18 protein-coding genes are annotated in these 20643 nt (G+C 63.0%); 5 read left to right on the top strand and 13 right to left on the bottom strand.

Annotated features, from left to right (window positions below; all coding sequences use genetic code 11):
- Window positions 1-14 precede the first annotated feature (14 nt).
- Entirely contained in the window at window positions 15-173 is a 159-nt protein-coding gene (locus GSQ75_RS18955) for a hypothetical protein (protein ID WP_174236725.1), read from the top strand.
- 12 nt (window positions 174-185) lie between these two features.
- Here the strand turns inward: GSQ75_RS18955 and GSQ75_RS11355 are convergent, their stop codons facing one another.
- The 4 genes from GSQ75_RS11355 to glk all read right to left on the bottom strand — a co-directional run bounded on the left by GSQ75_RS11355 (window position 186) and on the right by glk (window position 7632).
- Window positions 186-1259 carry a heparan-alpha-glucosaminide N-acetyltransferase domain-containing protein gene (locus GSQ75_RS11355; protein WP_158754984.1) on the bottom strand — a complete coding sequence of 358 codons (1074 nt, stop codon included), beginning with the start codon at window positions 1257-1259 and terminating at the stop codon, window positions 186-188.
- Window positions 1256-3562: a family 20 glycosylhydrolase gene (locus GSQ75_RS11350; protein WP_158754983.1), complete on the bottom strand. Its 2307-nt coding sequence runs from the start codon at window positions 3560-3562 to the stop codon at window positions 1256-1258. The genes GSQ75_RS11355 and GSQ75_RS11350 overlap by 4 nt, the downstream gene beginning before the upstream one ends.
- Window positions 3563-3703: 141 nt before the next feature.
- On the bottom strand, window positions 3704-6511 hold the full coding sequence (locus GSQ75_RS11345) for a TonB-dependent receptor (RefSeq protein WP_158754982.1): 2808 nt from the start codon (window positions 6509-6511) through the stop codon (window positions 3704-3706).
- A gap of 107 nt (window positions 6512-6618) precedes the next feature.
- On the bottom strand, window positions 6619-7632 hold the full coding sequence (glk, locus tag GSQ75_RS11340; RefSeq protein ID WP_254058542.1) for a glucokinase: 1014 nt from the start codon (window positions 7630-7632) through the stop codon (window positions 6619-6621).
- A 497-nt stretch (window positions 7633-8129) separates the two neighbouring features.
- Between glk and GSQ75_RS11335 the strand changes: the two genes are divergently transcribed.
- Both GSQ75_RS11335 and GSQ75_RS11330 read left to right on the top strand, forming a co-directional pair.
- The gene (locus tag GSQ75_RS11335) at window positions 8130-9413 is read left to right on the top strand and encodes a sugar MFS transporter (protein ID WP_158754980.1); all 1284 of its coding nucleotides are present in this window, start codon (window positions 8130-8132) and stop codon (window positions 9411-9413) included.
- Window positions 9414-9501: 88 nt separating this feature from the next.
- A complete protein-coding gene (locus GSQ75_RS11330; RefSeq protein WP_158754979.1) occupies window positions 9502-10551 on the top strand; it encodes a LacI family DNA-binding transcriptional regulator in 1050 nt (349 codons plus the stop codon).
- 264 nt (window positions 10552-10815) lie between these two features.
- Here the strand turns inward: GSQ75_RS11330 and GSQ75_RS11325 are convergent, their stop codons facing one another.
- The 5 genes from GSQ75_RS11325 to GSQ75_RS19195 form a co-directional block, all read right to left on the bottom strand.
- Window positions 10816-12426 (bottom strand): peptidase S10, encoded by a 1611-nt coding sequence (locus tag GSQ75_RS11325; protein WP_158754978.1) that lies wholly within the window; start codon window positions 12424-12426, stop codon window positions 10816-10818.
- Between the two features lie 112 nt (window positions 12427-12538).
- Window positions 12539-13396 carry an EamA family transporter gene (locus GSQ75_RS11320; RefSeq protein ID WP_158754977.1) on the bottom strand — a complete coding sequence of 286 codons (858 nt, stop codon included), beginning with the start codon at window positions 13394-13396 and terminating at the stop codon, window positions 12539-12541.
- Between the two features lie 24 nt (window positions 13397-13420).
- A complete protein-coding gene (locus GSQ75_RS11315; RefSeq protein ID WP_343160923.1) occupies window positions 13421-14185 on the bottom strand; it encodes a sulfite exporter TauE/SafE family protein in 765 nt (254 codons plus the stop codon).
- Window positions 14186-14190: 5 nt separating this feature from the next.
- A complete protein-coding gene (locus GSQ75_RS11310; protein ID WP_158754976.1) occupies window positions 14191-14616 on the bottom strand; it encodes a TIGR01244 family sulfur transferase in 426 nt (141 codons plus the stop codon).
- Window positions 14617-14889: 273 nt separating this feature from the next.
- A complete protein-coding gene (locus tag GSQ75_RS19195) occupies window positions 14890-15063 on the bottom strand; it encodes a hypothetical protein (protein WP_254058541.1) in 174 nt (57 codons plus the stop codon).
- 633 nt (window positions 15064-15696) lie between these two features.
- On the opposite strand from GSQ75_RS19195, the gene GSQ75_RS11300 reads away from it, so the two are divergent.
- Both GSQ75_RS11300 and GSQ75_RS11295 read left to right on the top strand, forming a co-directional pair.
- Entirely contained in the window at window positions 15697-16659 is a 963-nt protein-coding gene (locus tag GSQ75_RS11300; protein WP_254058540.1) for a transporter, read from the top strand.
- A 108-nt stretch (window positions 16660-16767) separates the two neighbouring features.
- On the top strand, window positions 16768-17259 hold the full coding sequence (locus GSQ75_RS11295) for a TlpA disulfide reductase family protein (RefSeq protein ID WP_158754974.1): 492 nt from the start codon (window positions 16768-16770) through the stop codon (window positions 17257-17259).
- Window positions 17260-17401: 142 nt separating this feature from the next.
- Here the strand turns inward: GSQ75_RS11295 and GSQ75_RS11290 are convergent, their stop codons facing one another.
- Genes GSQ75_RS11290 through GSQ75_RS11275 form a run of 4 tightly spaced genes read right to left on the bottom strand, consistent with a single transcriptional unit; the run spans window position 17402 to window position 20534 of the window.
- Window positions 17402-18355 carry a c-type cytochrome gene (locus GSQ75_RS11290; protein ID WP_158754973.1) on the bottom strand — a complete coding sequence of 318 codons (954 nt, stop codon included), beginning with the start codon at window positions 18353-18355 and terminating at the stop codon, window positions 17402-17404.
- Window positions 18352-19038, bottom strand: coding sequence for a c-type cytochrome (locus GSQ75_RS11285; RefSeq protein ID WP_254058539.1), 687 nt, complete (start codon window positions 19036-19038; stop codon window positions 18352-18354). Before GSQ75_RS11285 ends, GSQ75_RS11290 begins: the two co-directional genes overlap by 4 nt.
- A 2-nt stretch (window positions 19039-19040) precedes the next feature.
- Window positions 19041-19961 carry a substrate-binding domain-containing protein gene (locus GSQ75_RS11280; protein WP_158754972.1) on the bottom strand — a complete coding sequence of 307 codons (921 nt, stop codon included), beginning with the start codon at window positions 19959-19961 and terminating at the stop codon, window positions 19041-19043.
- A 27-nt stretch (window positions 19962-19988) separates the two neighbouring features.
- Window positions 19989-20534 (bottom strand): DsrE family protein, encoded by a 546-nt coding sequence (locus tag GSQ75_RS11275; protein WP_158754971.1) that lies wholly within the window; start codon window positions 20532-20534, stop codon window positions 19989-19991.
- Between the last annotated feature and the right edge of the window lie 109 nt (window positions 20535-20643).

Genomic DNA, 20643 nt, shown 5'->3' with positions numbered 1-20643 from the left:
GAAGGAGCGATCCGATGGGCTGCCTGCCTTTGCTGCTGCTGTTTCCCTTGGGCTTCGGCGTGGGCTATTTGATCGCCGGCCAGACCGGTGCCCTGTGGGGCGCCGGCATCGGCTTCCTGCTCGGCTTACTGTTGATGGGACTATTCATCAAGGCACTGCGCGGCCGGCGATAGCGAGCGCTGACTTCAAAGCTTGAGATAGATGTGACGCCGATCCATCGCGTAGACGATCAGCCACCACAGCAGCACGAACACCAGCGCAAACGCCAGCGAGGGAACGTATGGGCCGAACGGGGACGTCATCCAGCCGGCGAACACATGTTTATAGATCGACTTCTGCCAGCCCAGCGCGGGCAGCAGGACTTGCATCATTTCGGAGCCCGCGTACGCGGCGATCGCGTTGACCCCGAAGCGGCGCCCCCACGCCGGCCAGCCACGCCGATCGATCAATAGGTGGAACGCCAGCAGTGCCAGCGTGACCCAGCCCGCGCACCACAGCACGAACGAAGGCGTCCACAGGTTCTTGTTGAGCGGCAGCCACAGCGACCATAGCGCACCGAGCAACACGGACAGCACGCCAGCGATCAGCAAGGTCTTGAGTTTCCCCTGGCGCAACCAGCAGCCCGCGCGTAATCCCAGCAGGGTGCTGGCGAGTGATGGCAGCGTACTGAGCAAGCCTTCCGGATCGTGGCCACGGCCGGTGGCCGGATCGATCAGATAGACGAAGTGACCGAGCACCGCGCTATCGGTGCGGCTGACGATATTCGCCCAAGGCTCCAGCGAGCCACCAGCCAGCAGCAGACCCCAGTAGCCAAGCAGCAACACCGCGATCGTGAGCCACTGTGTGCGCGGTTTCGTGTAGATCGCGAACAGCGCCACCCCGGCGAAGCACATGCCGATCCGTTGCAGCACACCGGGAAAACGCAGATGCACGCCCGGCATCAGCAATGCCGCCAGCACGTTGATCGCCACGCCCAGCGCGAGAATGCGCAATGCACGCCACAGCGCCGTACGGGCCAATACTCCCGGCGCAGTACCCTGCTCCAGCCGCGGCAGGATTGCCAGCGCCACCGACACACCGACCACGAACAGGAAGAACGGGAACACCAGATCGGTGGGCGTACAGCCGTTCCATGCCGAGTGATCGAGTGGCGCGTAGACGTGACCCCAATCACCCGGATCGTTGACCAGCAGCATCGCCGCCACGGTGCAGCCACGCAGCGCATCGAGCGAAGCGAGCCGGCGCGGCGATGCGTTCACGGCTTCGTTGTGCCCGGAATCAATGCAACCCGATCCAGCGCATACAGCGGGCCATCGATCGGTGCGGTATAGATCAAGCACAGCGGATGGCCGCCCTGCTGCGCCGGCAGCGCTGCGTCGAGCGTGAAGCGGCGCACGCTGTGCTCCGGATCAGGCAGCGGCAGCGTGGCCAGCACCAGCCCGGTGCACTGATCCTGGTGCACCACCAGCTCGCCGAATGGCGTGTTGTGCGGGCGCGACACTACCAGCTTTGCGTCATGTGCCAGCGCGTAATTGCGCTCAAGCCGTATGGCATCGACGTGGATTCTCGCGACACCATCCATCGGCGTCGCCGGATACAGCTGGCAAGCGTTGAACACGTTGATGCTGTACACCGGCGCTAGCGAGGTGGCATCGGGCATCGGTTGCACGCGCAGGCGGAAATCACTGCCCGGGCAGTTCGGCATCTCGTTGCCGCTTAGGCTGAGCAGGCTGGTCCGATCCAGCACACGCTGGCGTGGTGCAGCCAGCATGCTGCCGTCGCGGGCAAACGTCGCTGCGCGCACCGTCACCGGCAGCTTCACGGTGAAGGGCGCCTGGTACAGCGGTGCGTGCCGGTCGGGCGCGCGGCCGTCCAACGTGTAATGCATTTCACCGTAGCCAGCCTGGTTGGACAGCGTGACTTGCGCTGTGCCACCGACCAGCGCGGCGTTGCGATCCAGCTTGATATCCGGCGCAAACGTGCTATCGGCATAGCCGATGCCCTGCGCGCGATAGCGCGCGAACTGCGCCGGCAACCGGCCAAGGAAACCGTTCCAGTCGCGCGATGCGGCCGGCGACCAGTCCACTTCGCTCAACGCGTCCAGCCGCGGGAATACCGCATGCTCGACGTGCTTCATCGTCGGCATGTGCTCGGTCCACATGTTCGCCTGCGCGCCCAGCACGTGGGCCGCCTGTGCTGCATCGAGCTCCTTCGGTACCGGCTCGAACGCGTATACGTGGGCCAGGCTCTGCGCGGGAATGCGCCCGGCCGTCTCGTCGACGCGATCACTCTGCAGCTGGTCGAAATACAGGTCGGGTGCGGGCGACAGCACCACGTCATGCCCCTGTTGCGCGGCCTTGATCGCACCCTTGCTCCCGCGCCACGACATCACCGTGGCATCGACCGACACGCCGCCGTCGAGGATCTCGTCCCAGCCCACCAACTGGCGGCCGTGCGCGGCGAGGTACAGTCCGATGCGGTTGATGAACCAGCCTTGCAGCGCGTCCTCATCCTTCAGACCCAGCGCATGCATCTTCGCCTGTACTTCGGGCGACGCCTGCCACTGATCCTTGACCGCTTCGTCGCCGCCGACATGGATGTATTTCGACGGGAACAGCGCCATCACCTCATCGAGGACGTGGTCCATGAAATCGAAGCTACCGTCGTCCACGTTGTACAGGTAGGGATTGACACCCCAGTCGACCGAGACCGAGGGACGCTTGCCGGTCACGCCAAATTGCGGGTAAGACGCCACCGCGGCCTGCGCATGACCGGGCATATCGATCTCGGGTACTACCGTGATATGGCGTGCGGCGGCATAGGCAACAATCTGGCGGATCTGCTCCTGCGTGTAGAAACCCCCATAACGTTCCGGCTCACCGTCATGCCCTGCATCTGGTGGCGTGCGCCACGCACCCATGCGGGTAAGCTCCGGGTAGCGCTTGATCTGGATGCGCCAGCCCTGGTCGTCGGTGAGATGCCAGTGGAAGACGTTGAGCTTGTGCTGGGCCATCTGGTCGAGCAGTCGCTCGATTTCGGCGACCGACTGGAAGTGTCGCGCCGAATCCAGCATCAGGCCGCGCCAAACAAAGCGCGGCTGATCGCGGATATGCAGTACGGGCACCTGCACCGCGCCATGTAGCGCATCCGGTGTCATCAATTGCCACAAGGTGATCACCCCATGGAACAACCCGGCGTCATCGCGTGAAACGATGCGCACGCCATGGGCATCGACATCCAGCGCATAGCCTTCGGCGTTGACGACCGTCGCATGGGGATCACGCACCAGCGTGATGGCTACAACCTCCGGCGCCGAAGCCAGAATCCTGGGTGACAGACCACGCGTGCGCCGCAACAGCGACGACAGGTAACCTGCGGTTGCGCGGTTCGCCGCATCATTCGGCTGCAGCACGATCGACGTGCTGGCATCCATCCGCAAGTGGCCGCTGCCATAACTCAGTTCGGCCGGCAGCGGAATCAGGGGAGGCGCCGTGGCATCCGCGTCCACTCGCATGGCTGCGCCGCAAAGGAACAGGAACAGGAACAGGCTAGCGATGCGCATGGCATCTCCCGTGATGCGTGACAAAAGGTGGGAGGCGGCACGATCCTGCACCGACTCCCGGGGATCATGTTGCCGGTAAAAAAAAGGACCTGGCAAGCCGCCAGATCCAATTTGGGGAAAGTGATACGGGAATACGAAAACTTAGAACTTGAAATGCGCCTCGAGCATGAACTGGCGACCGGTCACATACTCTTCGGACAGCTGATTCTTGCTACCCAGGTACGAGTAGTACTTGGAGTTGAGCAGATTCAGCATATCGAGCGACAGCGAGAAGTTCTTGTTGATCTGATACCCGGCCGAAGCATCGAGCTCCTTGAAGCTGGCCACGTTGGTCGGCGCCGCACCGGCGACGTAACCGCCCGCGAGGTAGCTGCTACGCCAGTTGTACGCGATGCTCGCGGTATACGGGCCACTTTCGAAGTACGGGGCGATGTTGTACGCGTTCTTGGAGTTGTACGGCAGTGCACCGCCGCTACTGGTCGAGGCGTCCGAGTAGGTGTAGTTCGCACGCAGGCCGAAGCCGCTGTCGCCGAACGCCTGTTGATAACTGACCGTGGCGCCCTTGACTTTGGCATGGCCGCCATCGACCGGTGCCGTCACGCTGTACTGGCAGATACCTGCCGTGGTGCAAAGACCAGCGGCAATCTGTGCGTCGCCTTCGGCCTGCAGATACCCCGGCAGCGTCCAGGAACCATTGATGCGCTCCTGGAAGGTTGCCGCATTCACAATGTAGTTGAGAATGTTCTTGTAGAAACCCGACAATGCGATGACGGACTGGTTGTTGAAATACCACTCAGCCGATCCGTCGAAGTTTATCGAGCGATAAGGGCTCAGGTTCGGGTTGCCACCGACGGCCGTCAGCACCGTATCGTTCGACTCGAAGTACGGAGCCATCTCGTTATACGGCGCATAGGCCACGGTCTCGGATGCCGCGCCGCGCAGGACGAAGTCCGGCGCAACGTTCCAGGCGATATTGGCTGCTGGCAGCCAGTTGTTGTGCGTGTTGGTTTGGGTGATGTAGCCGAAACCGGCTGGGAAAGCGCAGTCAAACGTATCTGCGGATGAGCAGGCGTTGGGAACGTTGAAACCGGACGAGTCGTTCTCGGTGTGCACATAACGTGCACCGATGTTGCCATGCACGACGTCGTTACCGAAATTCGCCTGCAGATAGAAAGCGCTGTTCTGCTGCTGCACGTTCCAGGTGTTGCCGTAATAGACATTGGCATCTTTCGCAACGCCGAAGCCGGGCGTGCTGAGAACCGCATTCTTGATCGCATTGAGGCCCAGCGTCTGCACGTGCGAGATAAAGCTCTGGGACAGTCCCAGGCTGCTCATACCCGACAGGTCAGACAGGCCGCCGTAACCGATCTGATCCAGGGTCAACTGCTGCGGACCCGTGTAGGCGTTCTCTACCTGGCTTTCCCAGTGGCTCGCATAACGCACGCCGGCCAGCAGCTGGTTGAAGAAGCCGTCGAAATCCTTGCTGAAGTCGAGCTGCGCGTAGGAGTCCTTGGCTTTGTACAGGATGGTCTCTTCGTTGCCACCCCAACCGTTGTCGGCCCAGTAACTCGGGTTGTTGGCCGTACTTGGATCGGTGAACTGCACACCCTGATTGATATTCCAGTTGAACGGGCCGCCGTAATAGATCTCCTTGATGAAGGAAGTCATCGGGTTGCTCGACGTGCTGATGCCCACATCGGCAGCAAGCTGCCAGCTATCGCCGCTGTACTTGCCCTTCCAGTCGGCACCCTTGGTGCTGACCATCGATTGACGCGCGTAGTTATCGCTGAAGGTGCTCGACGTGCTGTTGCAGGTGGTGGTGTTGTAGCACGGCGTACCCACCTGGGTGCCGGCAACGATGATGCCGTTCGGACCTTCAGTGAGTGACGTGATACCGCCCGGCCGATTCGTGGCCCATGGATACATCGACTGGTTGACGTTATCCAGGCCATCCTTCATGTACATCAGGCTGAGCGTGCTCTCGAAATGCTCGTTCGGCTTGTACTGGAGGTTGATCAGGACACTGTTGCGCTTTTCGGTCTGCTGGAAGTTCGCGGCACTGAGCTGGTTCGGGATCTGATCAGTCGACTTGATGGTACCGGCGTTGAGTTCATTCTGAATCACATTATTGCCCGCGGTCAGCGCGGCCTGGTCCAAGCAACCGTTTGTGCAACCCGGACCGCCGATGGGCGTGTAACCGTAGTTCTCCATACCCTCGCGCGAGGTGAACAGCTCGTAATGCTGGGCGGAGACGTCGACGCCGAAGGTCTTGTCGTCGTTGTGCCAGCTATAGAACACTGACGCATTCGGGCGCGAATTGCCTACCATGTCGTTGTAGTTCGCGCCAACTGAGCCGGTCAGCGTGTTGGGAGCCACATCGAGCGGCTGGAGGGTATGCATGAGCACCGTGCCGCCCATGCTGCCTTCGGGCAAGCGCGCTTCTGGGCTCTTGTAGATCTCCAGCCCACCGAGAATTTCCGACGGCAGCAGTGAATAGTTGAAACCACGGTTCGGGCTGTCGCCGAACAGCCAGATCGCCTGTGCCACCGGATGACCGTCGAGCAAGCTCAGGTTGAGGCTCGGATCCATGCCGTCGATGCTGACGCGTTGAGTTCCCGGAATGGCGCGGTCAAGCGTCACACCAGGGACCTGCGCCAGCGCTTCGGCCACGTTGGTGGTCGGGAACTTGCCGATGTCCGTGGCGGTGATCGCATCGACGATGGCGTCGGCATTGCGCTTGGTGTCCAGCGATGCCTGCAGGCTGGCACGAATACCGACGACAACAACGGTGGGCAACTCTTTCACGTTGGTCTTGTCGGGCTTGGTATTCGACGTGGTCGTCGTAGTCGTAGCGCTACTGGTCTGGGTGCTGTCCTGTGCATAAAGCACACTGGACAGACACAGACTGCTGATGATGCTGGCGGCTAGCAATGTCTTGCGGTAATTCATGATGTCCTCCCCTCAGAGGCTGGCTCGAAATCAGGACCGGCATGGCGCGGTCATGGACTGTTGTGGTGGTGGTTGGCTTGGCGCCGTGTCACTGGATCAGGGTCATCTCACTCTCCCTCCCGCTTATCCAGAAACCAGCCTGCGGCGCCAATGACACCAAGCTGGCCGTGCTCGATCAGTCGTACCGGAACCTGTTGCAGATAGGGGCGCATCACGCCCTTGTTGAAATAGCGCGCAGCAAACGTGCTGGTCAGCAGGAACGGCTGGATCTGCGGCAGGATGCCGCCCGCCAGGTAGACCCCGCCGCGGGCGCCGTACAGCAGCACCAGATCACCGACGAAGCTGCCGAGCAAACCACAGAACACCTGCAGTGCCTCCACCGCGGCGGCGTCGATGCCGGCCAGTGCGGCGCCGGTGATTTCGGCCGGTGTCAGCAGATGGGCGGGACTGACGCGCAGCTCGCATAGCGCACGATAAAGCTTGAGCAGGCCCGGCCCTGACAGCGCATCCTCGAACGACACATAGGGACGCTCACGCGCCAGCACGCGCAGGATTTCGATCTCGCGTTCGTTACCTGGCGCCAGCGAAATCTGCCCCGCCTCGGTAGCCAGTACCTGCACCCGCGGCTGACCCGGCAACAGCACCGCCGAACCGAGCCCGGTACCTGGCCCCATCACCAGCACCGGCCCAGCTGATGCTGGTTGCACAGCATCGATGATCGATCGGGTTTCGCTCGTCTCGATGAACTGGGTGGCGTAGGCGACCGCCTCGAAATCGTTGATCACCGCGAGCCGCTGGATGCCAAGGGCATCACGGATCTCGCGGATCGACACTGGCCACGGCAAGTTCTCGTTGACGATGGCATCGTCCAGTACGTAACCCGCGCAGGCCATCGCGCAATGACGGAGATTTTCCAGCGATGCGGCGTGCGGCGTACCGGCCAGTTGCCCGACAAAGTCCTGCAGCATCGCCGTGAGGCCCGACCAGTCGGCACAACTGTAGCGGTGATAGTGCAGCACGCTGATCGGGCGGCGGCCGTCAGCTCTGCCAACGACCAAGCCGATGCGCGCATGCGTGCCACCGACATCGGCGGCCAGGAACGGCCCACCAAAAGTCGACATACCCGCCCGGCTCGTTGCCGACGGTTCCGCTGCATGACGCTGGTTGGCGACTTCCCCCACTCCGTACTCTCCCCGTGACCGGCATCGCCCTGATCCACGCAGCGACGGATCGCCACCGGCCGGGCATTGGCCTGATTCCGGCGGAGTCTGTCCTCAAAATGACAACGTTGTCAACACGGCCATCAAAAATTTCCGAAGCATTCGATGTGGCGCCGCAGCATAGCTGTCACGACATTCCAAGAGATCACCTTAGCCAGCCACTCAAATGGCTTTATATGGCGCAATCCAGAAGTCCATTGCGACACCGAAGGACATGCTGCGGCACCGCACAACCGGTCTGATATGGCCGTCTTTACGGCCCGATCCCAGCCATGAACAGGTCACCTTGGCACGGCTCGGATTGACAACGTTGCACTTTTTGGCGAATAAGGAGACATTCCAGACTGTCCGGTCATTCGACCGTTACCAGCACGGCCGATCTTTGGGGGAGAACACACATGGCAACAACGCTGGCGGCGGCGCCGACCGACCGTTCGAATATCGGGCCGATGATGATCATCGGCGTGCTGTTTTTCATCTTCGGCTTCGTCACCTGGCTCAACGGGCCATTGATCACTTTCGTCAAGCTCGCTTTCCAGGTGCAGGACGCCTATGCGTTCCTGGTGCCGTTCGCGTTCTACATTTCCTATTTCGTGTTCTCGCTGCCCGCATCGATGGTCCTGCGCCGCACCGGCATGAAGAAAGGCATGGCACTGGGCCTGTTCGTGATGGCAATCGGCGCGATGATGTTCGGTCAGTTCGCCACCATGCGCGTGTTTTTCGGCGCGCTGGCGGGATTGTTCGTGATCGGCGCCGGCTTGTCGTTGCTGCAGACCGCCTCGAACCCTTACATCAGCATCCTGGGGCCGATCGACAGCGCCGCGCAGCGCATAGCCTTCATGGGCATCTGCAACAAGTTCGCCGGCATCCTCGCACCGCTGCTGATCGGCGCGCTGGTGTTGCACGGCATCGGTGACCTCGACCAGCAGGTGAAGGCCGCCGACCCGGCGACGCGCACCATGCTGCTCGACACTTTCGCCGCCAAGATCCACCTGCCCTACATGATCATGGCCGGCGCACTGGTGCTGCTGGCGGTCTGGGTGGTGCGCTCCTCGCTGCCCGAGATCAAGCCGGCCGGCGCCAACGACGAACGCGCCATCGGCCACAGCGGGCGCAGCATCTTCAGCTTCCCGCACCTGTGGCTGGGCGTGTTGTGCCTGTTCCTGTACGTTGGCGTGGAAGTGATGGCGGGCGACGCAATCGGCACCTACGGCCAGGGTTTCGGGCTGCCGTTGGACCAGACCAAGTTCTTCACCGCCTTCACGCTGGGCGCGATGCTGCTGGGCTATGTCGTGGGCCTCCTGGTGATCCCGCGCTTCGTCTCGCAACAGTGCTACCTGGCAGTATCGGCAATGCTCGGCGTGCTGTTCACGCTCGGTGCTTACATCACCCATGGCTACGCCTCGGTGATGTTCGTCGCCGCGCTGGGCTTCGCCAACGCGATGATGTGGCCGGCGATCTTTCCACTGGCGATCAAGGGGCTCGGCCGACACACCGAAGCGGCTTCTGCGCTGTTGATCATGGGTATCGTGGGCGGCGCGTTGATTCCGCAAGTGTTCGTGCATCTGAAGGAGCACATCGATTTCCAGCTCGCGTTCGCCCTGCTGATGCTGCCGTGCTACCTGTACATTCTGTATTACGGCATGCGTGGTCACCGGATCGGCCAGGAGCATGCGGGGTGAGTCATGTATTCGCTACGGTCATGACCATACGCTAGGATGCACGAGGCGCTGCTGGCGCCCCTTATTTTCGGATGCAAGAGGTTCGCGGGTGCGCAGTGCCACCATCAAGGATGTCGCAGAACGGGCAGGCGTCTCGCTGAAGACGGTGTCGCGGGTCATCAACAATGAACCGTCGGTGCATGCGCGCACGCGGGCGAAGGTACAGCGGGAGATCGACGCACTCGGTTACCAGCCCGACCCTTCCGCACGCAGCCTGCGCAGTACCCGTGCCTATGCACTGGCGCTGGTTTACGACAACCCCAACGCGCACTACATCATCAACCTGCAACGCGGCGTGCTGTCGGTGTGTCGCAGCAGCGGCTTCGGCCTGCAGATCCATCCTTGCGACGCGTCCTCGCCGAAGCTTGCGGACGAGCTGTGCGAACTGGTGCGCCGTTCACGGCTGGCCGGGCTGGTTCTGGCGCCACCGATGTCCGAGCAGCCGGAGCTGATTCGCACGCTCAGCGAAGCGAAGATCCCGTTCATGCGGATCATTTCGGCACGCAAGGACCCGCAGGATGGTTATCCGTGCGTGTACGTGGATGACCGCGACGCCGCCTATGCGATCACCGAGCACCTGATCCAGCTCGGCCACCAGCGCATCGGTTTCCTGTGGGGCGGCCACGAGCATCGCTCCAGCCAGGAGCGCTACCAGGGTTACGAGGATGCGCTGAAGGACTATGGCATCACGCTCGATCGCAAGCTGATCGTGCCGGGCGACTACACCTTCGACGACGGTTTCCGCGGCGCACGCAAGCTGCTGGCGCTGAAGGATCGGCCCAGCGCGATCTTCGGCTGCAATGACGAAATTGCTGCCGGCGTGCTGGCAGCCGCGCATTCCGATGGCATCAACGTGCCCTACGACTTGTCGATCGCCGGCTTCGAGGACAGTCCATTCTCCAAGCAGTCATGGCCGGCACTGACCACCGCGCGACAGGCCACCGAGGAGATTGCACGGCATGCCGCGCAACGGTTGATCGACGACCTGCAACGCGACGCCAACGGCGAACCGGTCAACAGCACCAACGAGGGCTTCAGCCCCGAACTGGTGGTGCGCGGCTCGACGGCGCCGCGGCATACCGCACCGCCCAAACGCTGAGCGTCCGGGCGGCACGAACGCCATCAGGCAACTCGGATGACCGCCCTCTCTGCGCCGTCGAACCGCCTCCATCCACATCAACATCACCCTCCCCACGTCATCCCGGCGCAGGCCGGGATCGCTTTTGCTGATGACTCACGTTGCATTTCCGTAGCGATGACCAGCTTCGCTGTGGTGAAGCGATTCCGGCCTGCGCCGGAATGACGAAAAAAGTGGGGCCTGCGCAAGTCTGAAGAGTCGACAAAGTGGGCTATCCAGACAACCTCAATGCCTCACGTTGTCGGTCTGCTCGATGAAGCGGGCCACGTTGTCGTGCAACTGCTTCAATGACGCCTCGTGCGCGTACACCATGTGCCCGGAGGGATACCACGAGTAGCTGATGTTGCCCTCGAGGCTGGCCGGGATCGGCAGGTGATGCATCTCGTAGTCGGCGGCAAAGAACGGCGTGGCCAGATCATAGTAACCGCCGTTCAAGTACACCTTGAGGTTGGGATTGGTCTTCATCGCGGTAGCCAGGTCCGGCATCACATTGGTCGAGGACTGCAGCGCCTCACCCTGCACGCCCGGCGCCTTGTGCGCGAAATCCCAGTGATCGATGTCGGCATATTCGCGGTACTGCTGGCCGTCGCCAAACTTCAGGTCGCGCCGCACGTAGTCGTTGAACGCAGCGATATAGGCCGAGCTGATCGCCGAGGACTGCGGGTCGTAGTCGGACTCCTTGCTCAGCGGATCAATCGACGGCCCGGCAAAGCGGCTGTCCAGCCGGCCGGTGGTGGTGTCTTCGCCAGTCTGCAGCTCGTGCTCGAACATGCCGCCGCTGACGCGCAGGTTCGCCTTCAGCAGATAGGCCACCGACAGGCCGGTGTACTGATGCAGTTTCTCCGCCACTGCCTGCTTCTGCGCGTCACTGAGCCGCGAGCCGGCCATCAACGCCTGCGTGTAATCACCCAGCGCATACCGTTTGACCTCCTCGAGGAACGGCTCCAGTTCCGCCGGTTGCGACGGCAGCTTGTGGTGGTAGAACGCGGTAGCCGCGAACGTGGGCAACGCCAGTTCGTACGGCAGGTCGATGCCTGGATTGAACTCGGGGCCGTCGATGCTGGTGTCGAAATTGAGGATCTGCGAGAGCAGGATCACGCCGTTGAGATCGACGCTGTTTTCATTCTCCAGGATGTTCGCCAGCACCGCCGAGCGGGTGGTGCCGTAGCTTTCGCCGAACAGGTATTTCGGCGAATTCCAACGCCCGTACTTCGACAGGAACTGGGTGATGAACTGGGCGAACGCATGACCGTCGCCATCGACACCGTAGATCGCCTTGCGCCTATCCTTCATCTGCTCGTCGCGCTTGGACTTGTCGGCATCATCCGCGATCAGCCGGCTGAAACCGGCGCCGGGCGCATCGATGAAGACCACGTCGGAAGCATCGAGCAGGCTGTAGTCGTTGTTGACCAGGCCATACGGCGCGGCCGGCGTGTGCGTGTCGTCAGCAGTCACCACCCGCTTCGGCCCGAACGCACCCATGTGCAGCCATACCGTGGCGGAGCCGGGACCGCCGTTGTAGATGAAGGTGATCGGTCGCTTGGTGGCCTCGGCACCCTTCTTGAAATAGGCGACGTAGAACATGCTCACTTGCGGCTCGTTCTCCTTGTCGCCACTGCCGTGCAGCACCAGCGTACCGGCTACCGCCTTGTAATCGATGCGATGACCTTCGACCGACACCGATCCCTCACTGCTCGATGATTGCGGCTGCAGCAGGGCAGCATCTGGCTTCGCGTCGGGCTTGGCCTTGTCGTCCTTCTTGTCGTCGGGACCGGCGATGGCAACAGTGCTGAGCAGCAACGCGGCAAGGGCCGCAGCAAGGGGGAGTTTACGCATGGACGGGACATCCTCAGCTGGCAGAGGCGCAACGCGCCCCGGGGAGACTGCAGCATAGGCACCGATACCACGCGCTTTCATATCCCAGAAGTCACCTTCTCGCCGCGCGACGCTAGCTGCGTGCAATCAACACGATCGCCAACAGGGCCAGCAGCACGCCGCCGAGGTTGAGCCGGCTCAACCGCTCGCGGAAAGCCAGTACGCCGACCAGCGCACCCAGCGCCACCACGCCGATGTTCATGCTGGCAAACACCAGCGCCGGATGTTGCGGCAACGCGCGATGGCCACGCAGGTAGAACAGGATGTTGCCGAAGTTGGCCAGCCCCAGCGCCACGCCGCCCAACGCGCTGCGCATGGTGAAGCGGGTATGGCCACGCAGGCGTCGCCATAGCTGCAGCACGAACGCGACCAACAGCGCCAGCGCGAACATCGCCTGTAGCGACGCACCCAGCGGCACACCGGCCAGCGCCACGCGTTTGAACAGGATATCGATCGCGCCGAAGCCCCCCAGCACCAGCAGCGGATACAGCCAGCCGGCGAAGCCACTGTTCGTCGTGACCTGCCCGCTGCGCCACACCATACACAACAGCGCAAGCAGGCCCAGCGCGATGCCCATCGCCTTGAGGGCGCTGAGCTGCTCGCCGAACAGCACGAAAGCCGCCAGCAGCGAGATCAACAGCGACAGCCGTTGCGCCGCATCGCTGCGCACGATGCCGGCGTGCCGTACCGACGCGCCCAGCGCGAGAAAGATCGTCGGCAGCAGCACGCCCAGCCCCGCCAAGGCGAGCCATGGCGCGCCCGGCTCGCGCAAGCTCGCCAGCGACGGTTGCAAGAGCAGTGCAGTAAGCGCCCCGGCTACTACATAGTTCCAGGCGATCGCCTGGCCCACATCGACATCGAAGCGGCGCGCCAGCTTCAGCAGTACTGACACCAGCACGCTGCAGATGACGCTCAACAATACGTAGATCACCCCGACACTCCCGTCATGCGTCGGTCACCCGCGCAGATTCTTGACCAGCATGAACACGGCGACGGCGACGATCGCCAGCGCGAAGACCACGTGCAGCGTGCCGCGGGTTTTCGCCAGCCTATGTGCGCCCAACGCACCGAGCCAACCGCCAAGGATACCGCCCGCGATGAACCCGGCTGCCGCACGCCAGTCGATCAGGCCCGAGGCGGCGTAGTTGAGTGCGGTGGTGGTGGCGAACGCGCCCACCGAAAACAGCGAGGTGCCGATCGCCTCGATGATCACCATGCCGCTGGCGAACATCAGTCCCGGCACGATCAGGAAGCCGCCGCCGATGCCGAAGAAGCCGGACAGGCCGCCTGCGCCAAAACCTACCGCGCCCAGCCGCGGAAACAGGTGCGGCAGCGGATAACGGTCCGCACCGCCGCCACGTCGGCCGCGCAGCATCAATGCAGCCACCACCAACATCAGCACGGCAAAGAGCACCAGCAGGCGCTGGCCATCGACCAGCTTGCCGAGGGTCGAGCCGACGAAGGCACCGATGACCCCGGTCGCGGCGAACGTGAATGCCACCTTCCAGCGCACGTGACCCGCGCGCGCATGCGGGATCAGGTTCGCGAACGCGTTCACCGCGACGGCCACCGCGCTGGTGCCGATCGCCAGATGCGGATCACGCACGCCCACCACGTACAACAGCAACGGCGTGGCCAGGATCGAACCGCCACCACCGATCAGCGCCAGCGAGAAGCCCACCAGCGAACCGCACACGATCGCGAGCAGGTCAGGCAGCAGGATGCTCAACGCGCCGCAGCCTCTTGCAGGCGCGGTCGCAGCGCGTTGAGGTCGTAACCGGCCCTGATCGCGGTCCGCAGTACATCCTCCAGCGGCTGGCTCCGCGCGGCAGCGAGTGCCCACAGCATGGTCGAACGGGTGCCGGTGTGACAGAACGCCAGCACCGGCGCCGGCAGCGTGGTCAACGCCTGCGCAAACGCCTCCACCTGGACATCCTGCAATTGACCAGAGATCACCGGCAGATACTGATAAGTCATGCCATGGCGTTCGGCCAGCGCAGCGATGGCCGTACTGGCTGGCTGCCCGGCAGCCTCACCATCGGGCCGGTTATTGATCAGGCTGCGGAAACCCTGCGCGGCGAGCAGGTCGACATCGGCTTCGTCGATCTGTCCGCTGACGCTGAGGGTATCGGTGAGTTGCCGCAGCTGCATCGTGGAAAATCCTGCGCGATGAACACGTCATGCCGACGCGAGTTGAGAAACGTGCATGCGAAACCTGCAACTGCCGTGCCGGGCCAGCCCCTCGTACCGTCATCGACACGCATGGTAGCCCCGGAATCGACGCCGCGTCCGCACCCAGCGCAGCATGATCGCAAGGTCCGCAAGCCGCCATCGGCAAACCCGGCTTAAAAACCTGGAATGGCTCGAAGAGACTCAAATTCTTGCATCGGGTGCGGCATCAACGACCCTCGACCAGGGTCCAGGTCATGCTAAATTGACCCATTGAGCGTGCATCCACGATCCGGTAATACGCGTGTTCCGACGTAAGGCTTCCCGACAGGTCGTTTCATGGCTGGCCCTGCTGGCCATGGCGCTTATTGTCGTGATGCCGGTCATTTCCCGTGTCATGCCGATGCCGATGCCGATGACGGGATCCATGCAAGGCATGGGGGACGCGTGTCCGCAGCGGATGGCCGGAGAGAAACATCCGGCGCCTGCTGATCCCGCCGACTCAACGGATCGATGCGGTTACTGCGTCCTGCTTGGCCATCAATCGATACTCGCCTCGAGCCAGGTGCTTCACCTGCTGCCGGCAGCGCCCGGCGTGGCCGAGTCGACACCCCTCCGGGTGCGCCGCATGGATGCGACCCCACGATTGAGTGCAGATCCACGCGGGCCACCGCGCATCGGCTGACACGCGGGCACGTGCGGGCCGCCACGATGGTGGCAAGCGCGTGCCATTCGATTATTGCCGCTGCTTTCCCGACGCCCGACTGCGCTGCATCGCGCCGTGTTTCCTGGCTGTCCGGGTGGTGCACCGGCAATCCTCAGCCTTTGCGGGCCACCCGCTGGCCTGGCTCCATTCATTGGGAACTCCATCTCATGCGCGTCGTGAATCTTCTTCGCACGTCTATGCCGCAGGGCAGACGTCAAGCACTGGCTGTACCAACCACTTCCCATTTCTCACCTTCCAAGCCAAGGCCGCGCAACGCCGGGAGGATCTCGGCGGGTTTGCTCGCGCTCGGGCTGCTTCCGCAGGTAGCGCATGCTTGCGCGACCTGCGGCTGCACCTTGAGCACCGACGCTGCCACCGGTTACTCCACGGCCTCCGGCTGGCGCATCAATGTGGATTACACCTTCATCGACCAGAATCAGCTTCGTCACGGAAGCAGCAAGGCGACGCCGGCCCAAGTGGTCAATCAGCCTTCCGATCCGTTGCTCGGCGGCGGCGAAATCGAAAAGGGCACCATCAACCGCTATATCAATTTCGCCGCAACCTACCGTTTCAATGCGGACTGGGGTGTGACCTTCGTGGTGCCGTACGTGCTGCGCGATCACGAGACCTACGGTACGCAGCTGCAGCCCTACACACCTGCCGAGAGTGCACCGGACCAGGTCAGCAGCGCCCATGTCGCAGGCATCGGCGATACCAAGATACTGGCCAGCTACCAGGGTTTTCTGCCGACACACAATTTCGGCGTGCAGTTCGGCGTGAAGCTGCCGACCGGCAATTACGGCGGGCAGGCCGAGGATGGCAACCTGGTCGGTCATCCGGTGACGTTCCAGAACGGTCCGGGCCTTGGCCAGTCGCTGGATACCAGCTTGCAGGCCGGCACGGGCAGCACCGACCTCATCGTGGGCGCGTACTACTTCCAGCCGGTGAGCCAGAACTTCGATGCCTTCGTCAACGGGCAGTTCCAGGCCGCCGTCAAGGAGAACCTGGATCAGCCCGGCGCGGATTATCGCCCCGGCAACCTTGCCTCCATCAGCTTTGGCCTGCGCTATGAGGCGCACGCGAACTGGGTGCCGCAAGTGCAGATCAACTGGTTCCACAAGATGGCCGACCAGGGCTTCCTGGCCGACGCGCCCGACACCGAAGGCACCGTGGCCTATCTGAGCCCGGGCATCAGCGGCACCCTGACCAAGAACGTGCAGATGTATGCCTTCGTGCAGGTCCCTGTGTATAGCCACCTGCAGGGCTATCAGTTGTTTCCGGGATGGACGGGCACCGTCGGTATCAGCATCAAACTCTGAGCACAATCACCCATGGAATGAGTGTTGCCGGAAACGTCCGGCAACACTCCGCGAGATCATCCGAGCATGCCTATCATTCATCGCGTCACGTACAGCCTCTGCAAATCCATGGCCTTTCTTGTGCTGGCCGTCATCGCGCAAGTTGCGTTCGCCAACCAGCTGGAAGTGGGGCGGATGGCGCCACCCATCACGCTGCATACGCTCGACGGCAAGCAAATCAGCCTGCAAGACCTGCGCGGCAAAGTAGTCATCGTGACATTCTGGGCCACGTGGTGCGGCCCCTGCAGGGACGAGCTGCCCCTGCTTTCGCGATATGCGCTGGCGCACGCCGGCGACGGCCTGGCCATACTCGGTTTCAGCCTCGATAACCCGGATGACATCGAACAGGTACGCACCGTGGCACGTAGCTTGAGCTTCCCCGTGGGGTTGCTGGGCGATCCGCACGTACCCGGCTACGGACGCATCTGGCACCTGCCGGTCAGCTTCACGATTGACCGTGACGGCCGATTGGTCGACAACGGATGGAAAGACCAGCAGCCGGCATGGACCAGCCGGCAGCTGGAACAAATCGTCACGCCTTTGCTGGATCGCGCGCACTGATGCGTGGCCATGGATTCGGTGGCTCGAATCCGCTGGGGCACTGTGGTAATCCGGACTCGCCACGGCGTACACCGCGGGATCGGCGACTCACCCACACCGCCGTGTCGGGCGAACTGCGACACGGCGTCGCGCAGCATTCCGCTTACTTTTGCGTGGGCTGCGAACCGAGCAGATGGCCGTTGACTTCGGTGCCGTACAACGACTGCGGCGTGTCGTGATATTTCGCCCGCGTCTCGGCGAGGTTGCCCGTATAGCGAGGGTCCTGCGGACGTTCGTGCGCATCCATGAACATCGCCACGTCCCATGCATCCTGGTCGCTCAGGCTGCCGCCGCGGCTCAGCGGCATGTTCGCCTTGATGAAGGCGGCGGCGTTGTCCAGCTCGTGCATGCCGGCGCCCCAGTTGAACGACTGCGGCCCCCACAACGGCGGGAACACATTGCGGCCGGCCACCTGCTGGCCCTGCCCGTCGGCGCCGTGGCACAGCGCGCAATTCGCCGCGTAGACCTTTTCGCCGCGCGCGTAATCCGCTGGCTGCGGCGGCTTGAAATCCTGCTTGGGATAACCGGCGCCCGGCAACTTCACACCGACCGGCGCGCCCTTGGCCATCCACCAGGAGTAGGTTTCCAGCGCGACCATTTCCGCGCTGTCGAGCGGTGGTGCCTTGCCGTTCATGCTGAAGCGGAAGCAGCCCTGCAGGCGCTCGCCGTACGTGTTCACCTGGCCTGTCTTCTTGCGGTATTGCGGATACATGCCGTAGGCGCCCCACAGCGGTGCCGAGTTCGCCAGTCGACCGGCATCGAGATGGCAGTTGCTGCAGCTGAGCGTGTTGCCGACATAGGCGCTGGCATGCGTCGGCGTGTCGGTGAAGATAGCGCGGCCCTGGCGGATCACATCACCGAGAGGGCCACTGGGGATTTCTGTTTCCGATGGCGGCTTAAATGTTGGTACCGCCGGCTTGACGGCGGCGCTGCTCGCGACTGTGCCTGATGCAGCCGGCACCGTACTGGCGGTAACCGGAGTAGATGCTTTCTGCGAGCAAGCATTCAACGCGCATATCGTGATGGTCGCAGCCAGCAAGGCGTGTAGGGTTCTCATGGCGTGGCCCCTTTCGCATCCAGCGGTTGCGCGGCAAACCAGTCGGCCACGTCGCTGATCTCCTGTGCACTGAGCGCATTCGACAGATGCTGCATCAACTGCAGCGGATCGTTGTGTCGCGTGCCCTGCTGCCATGCCTTGAGCTGCGCCTCGATATACACCGCCGGCTGCCCGGCCAGCGGCGGGAAATGCGCGCCCACGCCGACACCAGCGGGACCGTGACACTGCACGCACGCCGGCACCTGCTGGTCCCAATGGCCGCGGGTGGCGAGTACGGCACCGACGCTGTCCACCGCCGGCATCGACGTGGTTGGCTTCATCAATGCGGGCGGAATCGGTAGCTTGCTGTAGTACGGCGCCAGCGCCGCGCGCTCGTCTTCGCTGAGCGCCGTCGCGGTGGCCTGCATCACCGGACTCGTGCGCGTGCCGTTGGCAAAATCGTCCAGCTGCTTTTGCAGATAGGCCGCATCGAGCCCGGCCAGGCGCGGGTTGCCTGCGCTGGCCTGACCGCCACCATCGACGCCATGGCAGCCCATGCACGGCGCCGCACCCTTGCCGTTGCCCTGCGTCGTGATCGCCGCCGCATCGACGGCATGCACCGCGCCGACCGGCAGCGCCGTGGCGACAAGCAGGCCGAAGCCCAGCAACAACGTTCGTGAATCGCCGCGGCGCATTTCGTTCATCCTCAGTGCGCCGGCAGGAAGCCGTACTTGCGGTACACCGCCTGCGCCGCGGGGCTCTGCATGAAGGCCAGGAAATCCTTCGCGGCCTGTTCGTGCGGCGCGTCCTTCATGCGTGCGGCGGTATAGGTGGAAGTGACATTCTGCGCCGCCGGAATCGTCACCGTCTCGACCGGGAAATGCATGATCTGCTGCTGGAAATACGCCTCGGTCGACCACACCGGCGCCGCGTCCGACTCGCCCTGCAGCACGCGCAGCGGCGACTGGCGGTGATGGATGCGCGTGAGGAAGGTACTGCCGTCCTTCACCTTGCTGTCCATGATGGTGTGGTCGAGCGCATCGCCGCCGGCCTTGCGATAGCTCGCTTCGATCTGCTTCGCGATGCCCTCCCACGCTGGGTTCGGCATGCTCACGCGCACGTCGGCACGACCCAGATCGGCCAGTCCGGTGATGTGTTTCGGGTTGCCCTTGGCGACCAGGATCGCCAGCGGATTGCGCGCGTAGTCGTAGCTATCGGCGAACCAGCCGTGCTTCTGCTGGTTGTCGGCGATCGCATCCTTGCCGGCCGTATAGATGTCCGGATGCAGCGTGATGCGCAGGTTGCCCATCACCAGCGTGCCACTCTCGATCTGCTTGGCGAGGATGCCCGGCGGCAGCGTCTCGGCATAGATCCGCTGGTATTGCGGATGGGCTTGCTTGAACGCCTCCAGCAGGTCATGCACCACCATGAACTGGTTGCCTGCGAAGAACAGCACCAGCTGCGGATCGACGATGTCGCCATGCAGGTCGGCGATCGCATCCACCGGTGGCACGCTGAACTGCAGGCCTGCCGGTGGTGGATTCCATGGCGGCAGGAAGTCGCTCCGGTCGGTCGCGCTGGCACCGAATGTGGCGGCCAGCAGCAGGCCAAAAACGAGATGACGCATCGTTCTATTCCCCCGAGTGCTTGAAGATCACAGCGGCATCAGGGCATAACCCTGCTGCTCGAGCACGGTGATCGTGGTCAGCGCCGACAGCGCCAGCGTGACGTGTGTATCCACCCAGTCGTACTTGAACTGATGTTCGGCAACGGCCTGGCCGCATACCGCGATATCGACACCGGCCTTGCGCAGCTGTTCGATCAGCGGCAGGTTCGGATTGTCGATGCCATGCAGCTTCTGGTACTGCGCGTTGTTCAACACGATCGGCGTCGCCCCACCGGAGACGATCGCCACGAATTTCAGGTGGTCGAGAGGCACGCCGGCACTCACATACAGATTCACTGCACGCGCCACGTGATCCAGTGACGGGCTCACCTGATCAGGCTTGTCGCCCTCCTTGCTCAGGCTGAACACGACCTTGTAGGTGGCGTTGCGATCGGGCTGGTAGGCCGCCTGCGGCAGCGCGTGGATCTTGCCGGCACCGGCGATAGTGGGCGTCTGCCAGAAACTGTCGCTGGCGAACGCTGCCGCGGGCAGCAGGCTGAGGGCAAGCAGGATCGAAACGAAGGGACGGAACATGGCGACCTCACAGGATGGGTGACGACACATGCTATGTCCGGCCGATCCGATAAGCCAAGGGAGTTTTAATGATCCTGACGATAAGGGAGGCTTATATGCGCGGCAGGTG

Origin of the sequence: Dyella sp. S184 (genome assembly GCF_009766065.1) — a bacterium.
GTDB lineage: Bacteria > Pseudomonadota > Gammaproteobacteria > Xanthomonadales > Rhodanobacteraceae > Rhodanobacter.
This window is presented reverse-complemented; position numbering and strand designations above follow the sequence as displayed.

What these genes read in the sequence shown, in the direction of transcription:
- GSQ75_RS18955 (WP_174236725.1), top strand. Translation starts at nt 15, where the DNA reads ATGGGCTGCCTGCCTTTGCTGCTGCTGTTTCCCTTGGGCTTCGGCGTG.
- GSQ75_RS11350 (WP_158754983.1), bottom strand. Translation starts at nt 3,562, where the DNA reads ATGCGCATCGCTAGCCTGTTCCTGTTCCTGTTCCTTTGCGGCGCAGCC.
- GSQ75_RS11345 (WP_158754982.1), bottom strand. Translation starts at nt 6,511, where the DNA reads ATGAATTACCGCAAGACATTGCTAGCCGCCAGCATCATCAGCAGTCTG.
- glk (WP_254058542.1), bottom strand. Translation starts at nt 7,632, where the DNA reads ATGTCGACTTTTGGTGGGCCGTTCCTGGCCGCCGATGTCGGTGGCACG.
- GSQ75_RS11335 (WP_158754980.1), top strand. Translation starts at nt 8,130, where the DNA reads ATGGCAACAACGCTGGCGGCGGCGCCGACCGACCGTTCGAATATCGGG.
- GSQ75_RS11325 (WP_158754978.1), bottom strand. Translation starts at nt 12,426, where the DNA reads ATGCGTAAACTCCCCCTTGCTGCGGCCCTTGCCGCGTTGCTGCTCAGC.
- GSQ75_RS11310 (WP_158754976.1), bottom strand. Translation starts at nt 14,616, where the DNA reads ATGCAGCTGCGGCAACTCACCGATACCCTCAGCGTCAGCGGACAGATC.
- GSQ75_RS19195 (WP_254058541.1), bottom strand. Translation starts at nt 15,063, where the DNA reads ATGGATCCCGTCATCGGCATCGGCATCGGCATGACACGGGAAATGACC.
- GSQ75_RS11295 (WP_158754974.1), top strand. Translation starts at nt 16,768, where the DNA reads ATGGCCTTTCTTGTGCTGGCCGTCATCGCGCAAGTTGCGTTCGCCAAC.
- GSQ75_RS11290 (WP_158754973.1), bottom strand. Translation starts at nt 18,355, where the DNA reads ATGAGAACCCTACACGCCTTGCTGGCTGCGACCATCACGATATGCGCG.
- GSQ75_RS11285 (WP_254058539.1), bottom strand. Translation starts at nt 19,038, where the DNA reads ATGAACGAAATGCGCCGCGGCGATTCACGAACGTTGTTGCTGGGCTTC.
- GSQ75_RS11280 (WP_158754972.1), bottom strand. Translation starts at nt 19,961, where the DNA reads ATGCGTCATCTCGTTTTTGGCCTGCTGCTGGCCGCCACATTCGGTGCC.
- GSQ75_RS11275 (WP_158754971.1), bottom strand. Translation starts at nt 20,534, where the DNA reads ATGTTCCGTCCCTTCGTTTCGATCCTGCTTGCCCTCAGCCTGCTGCCC.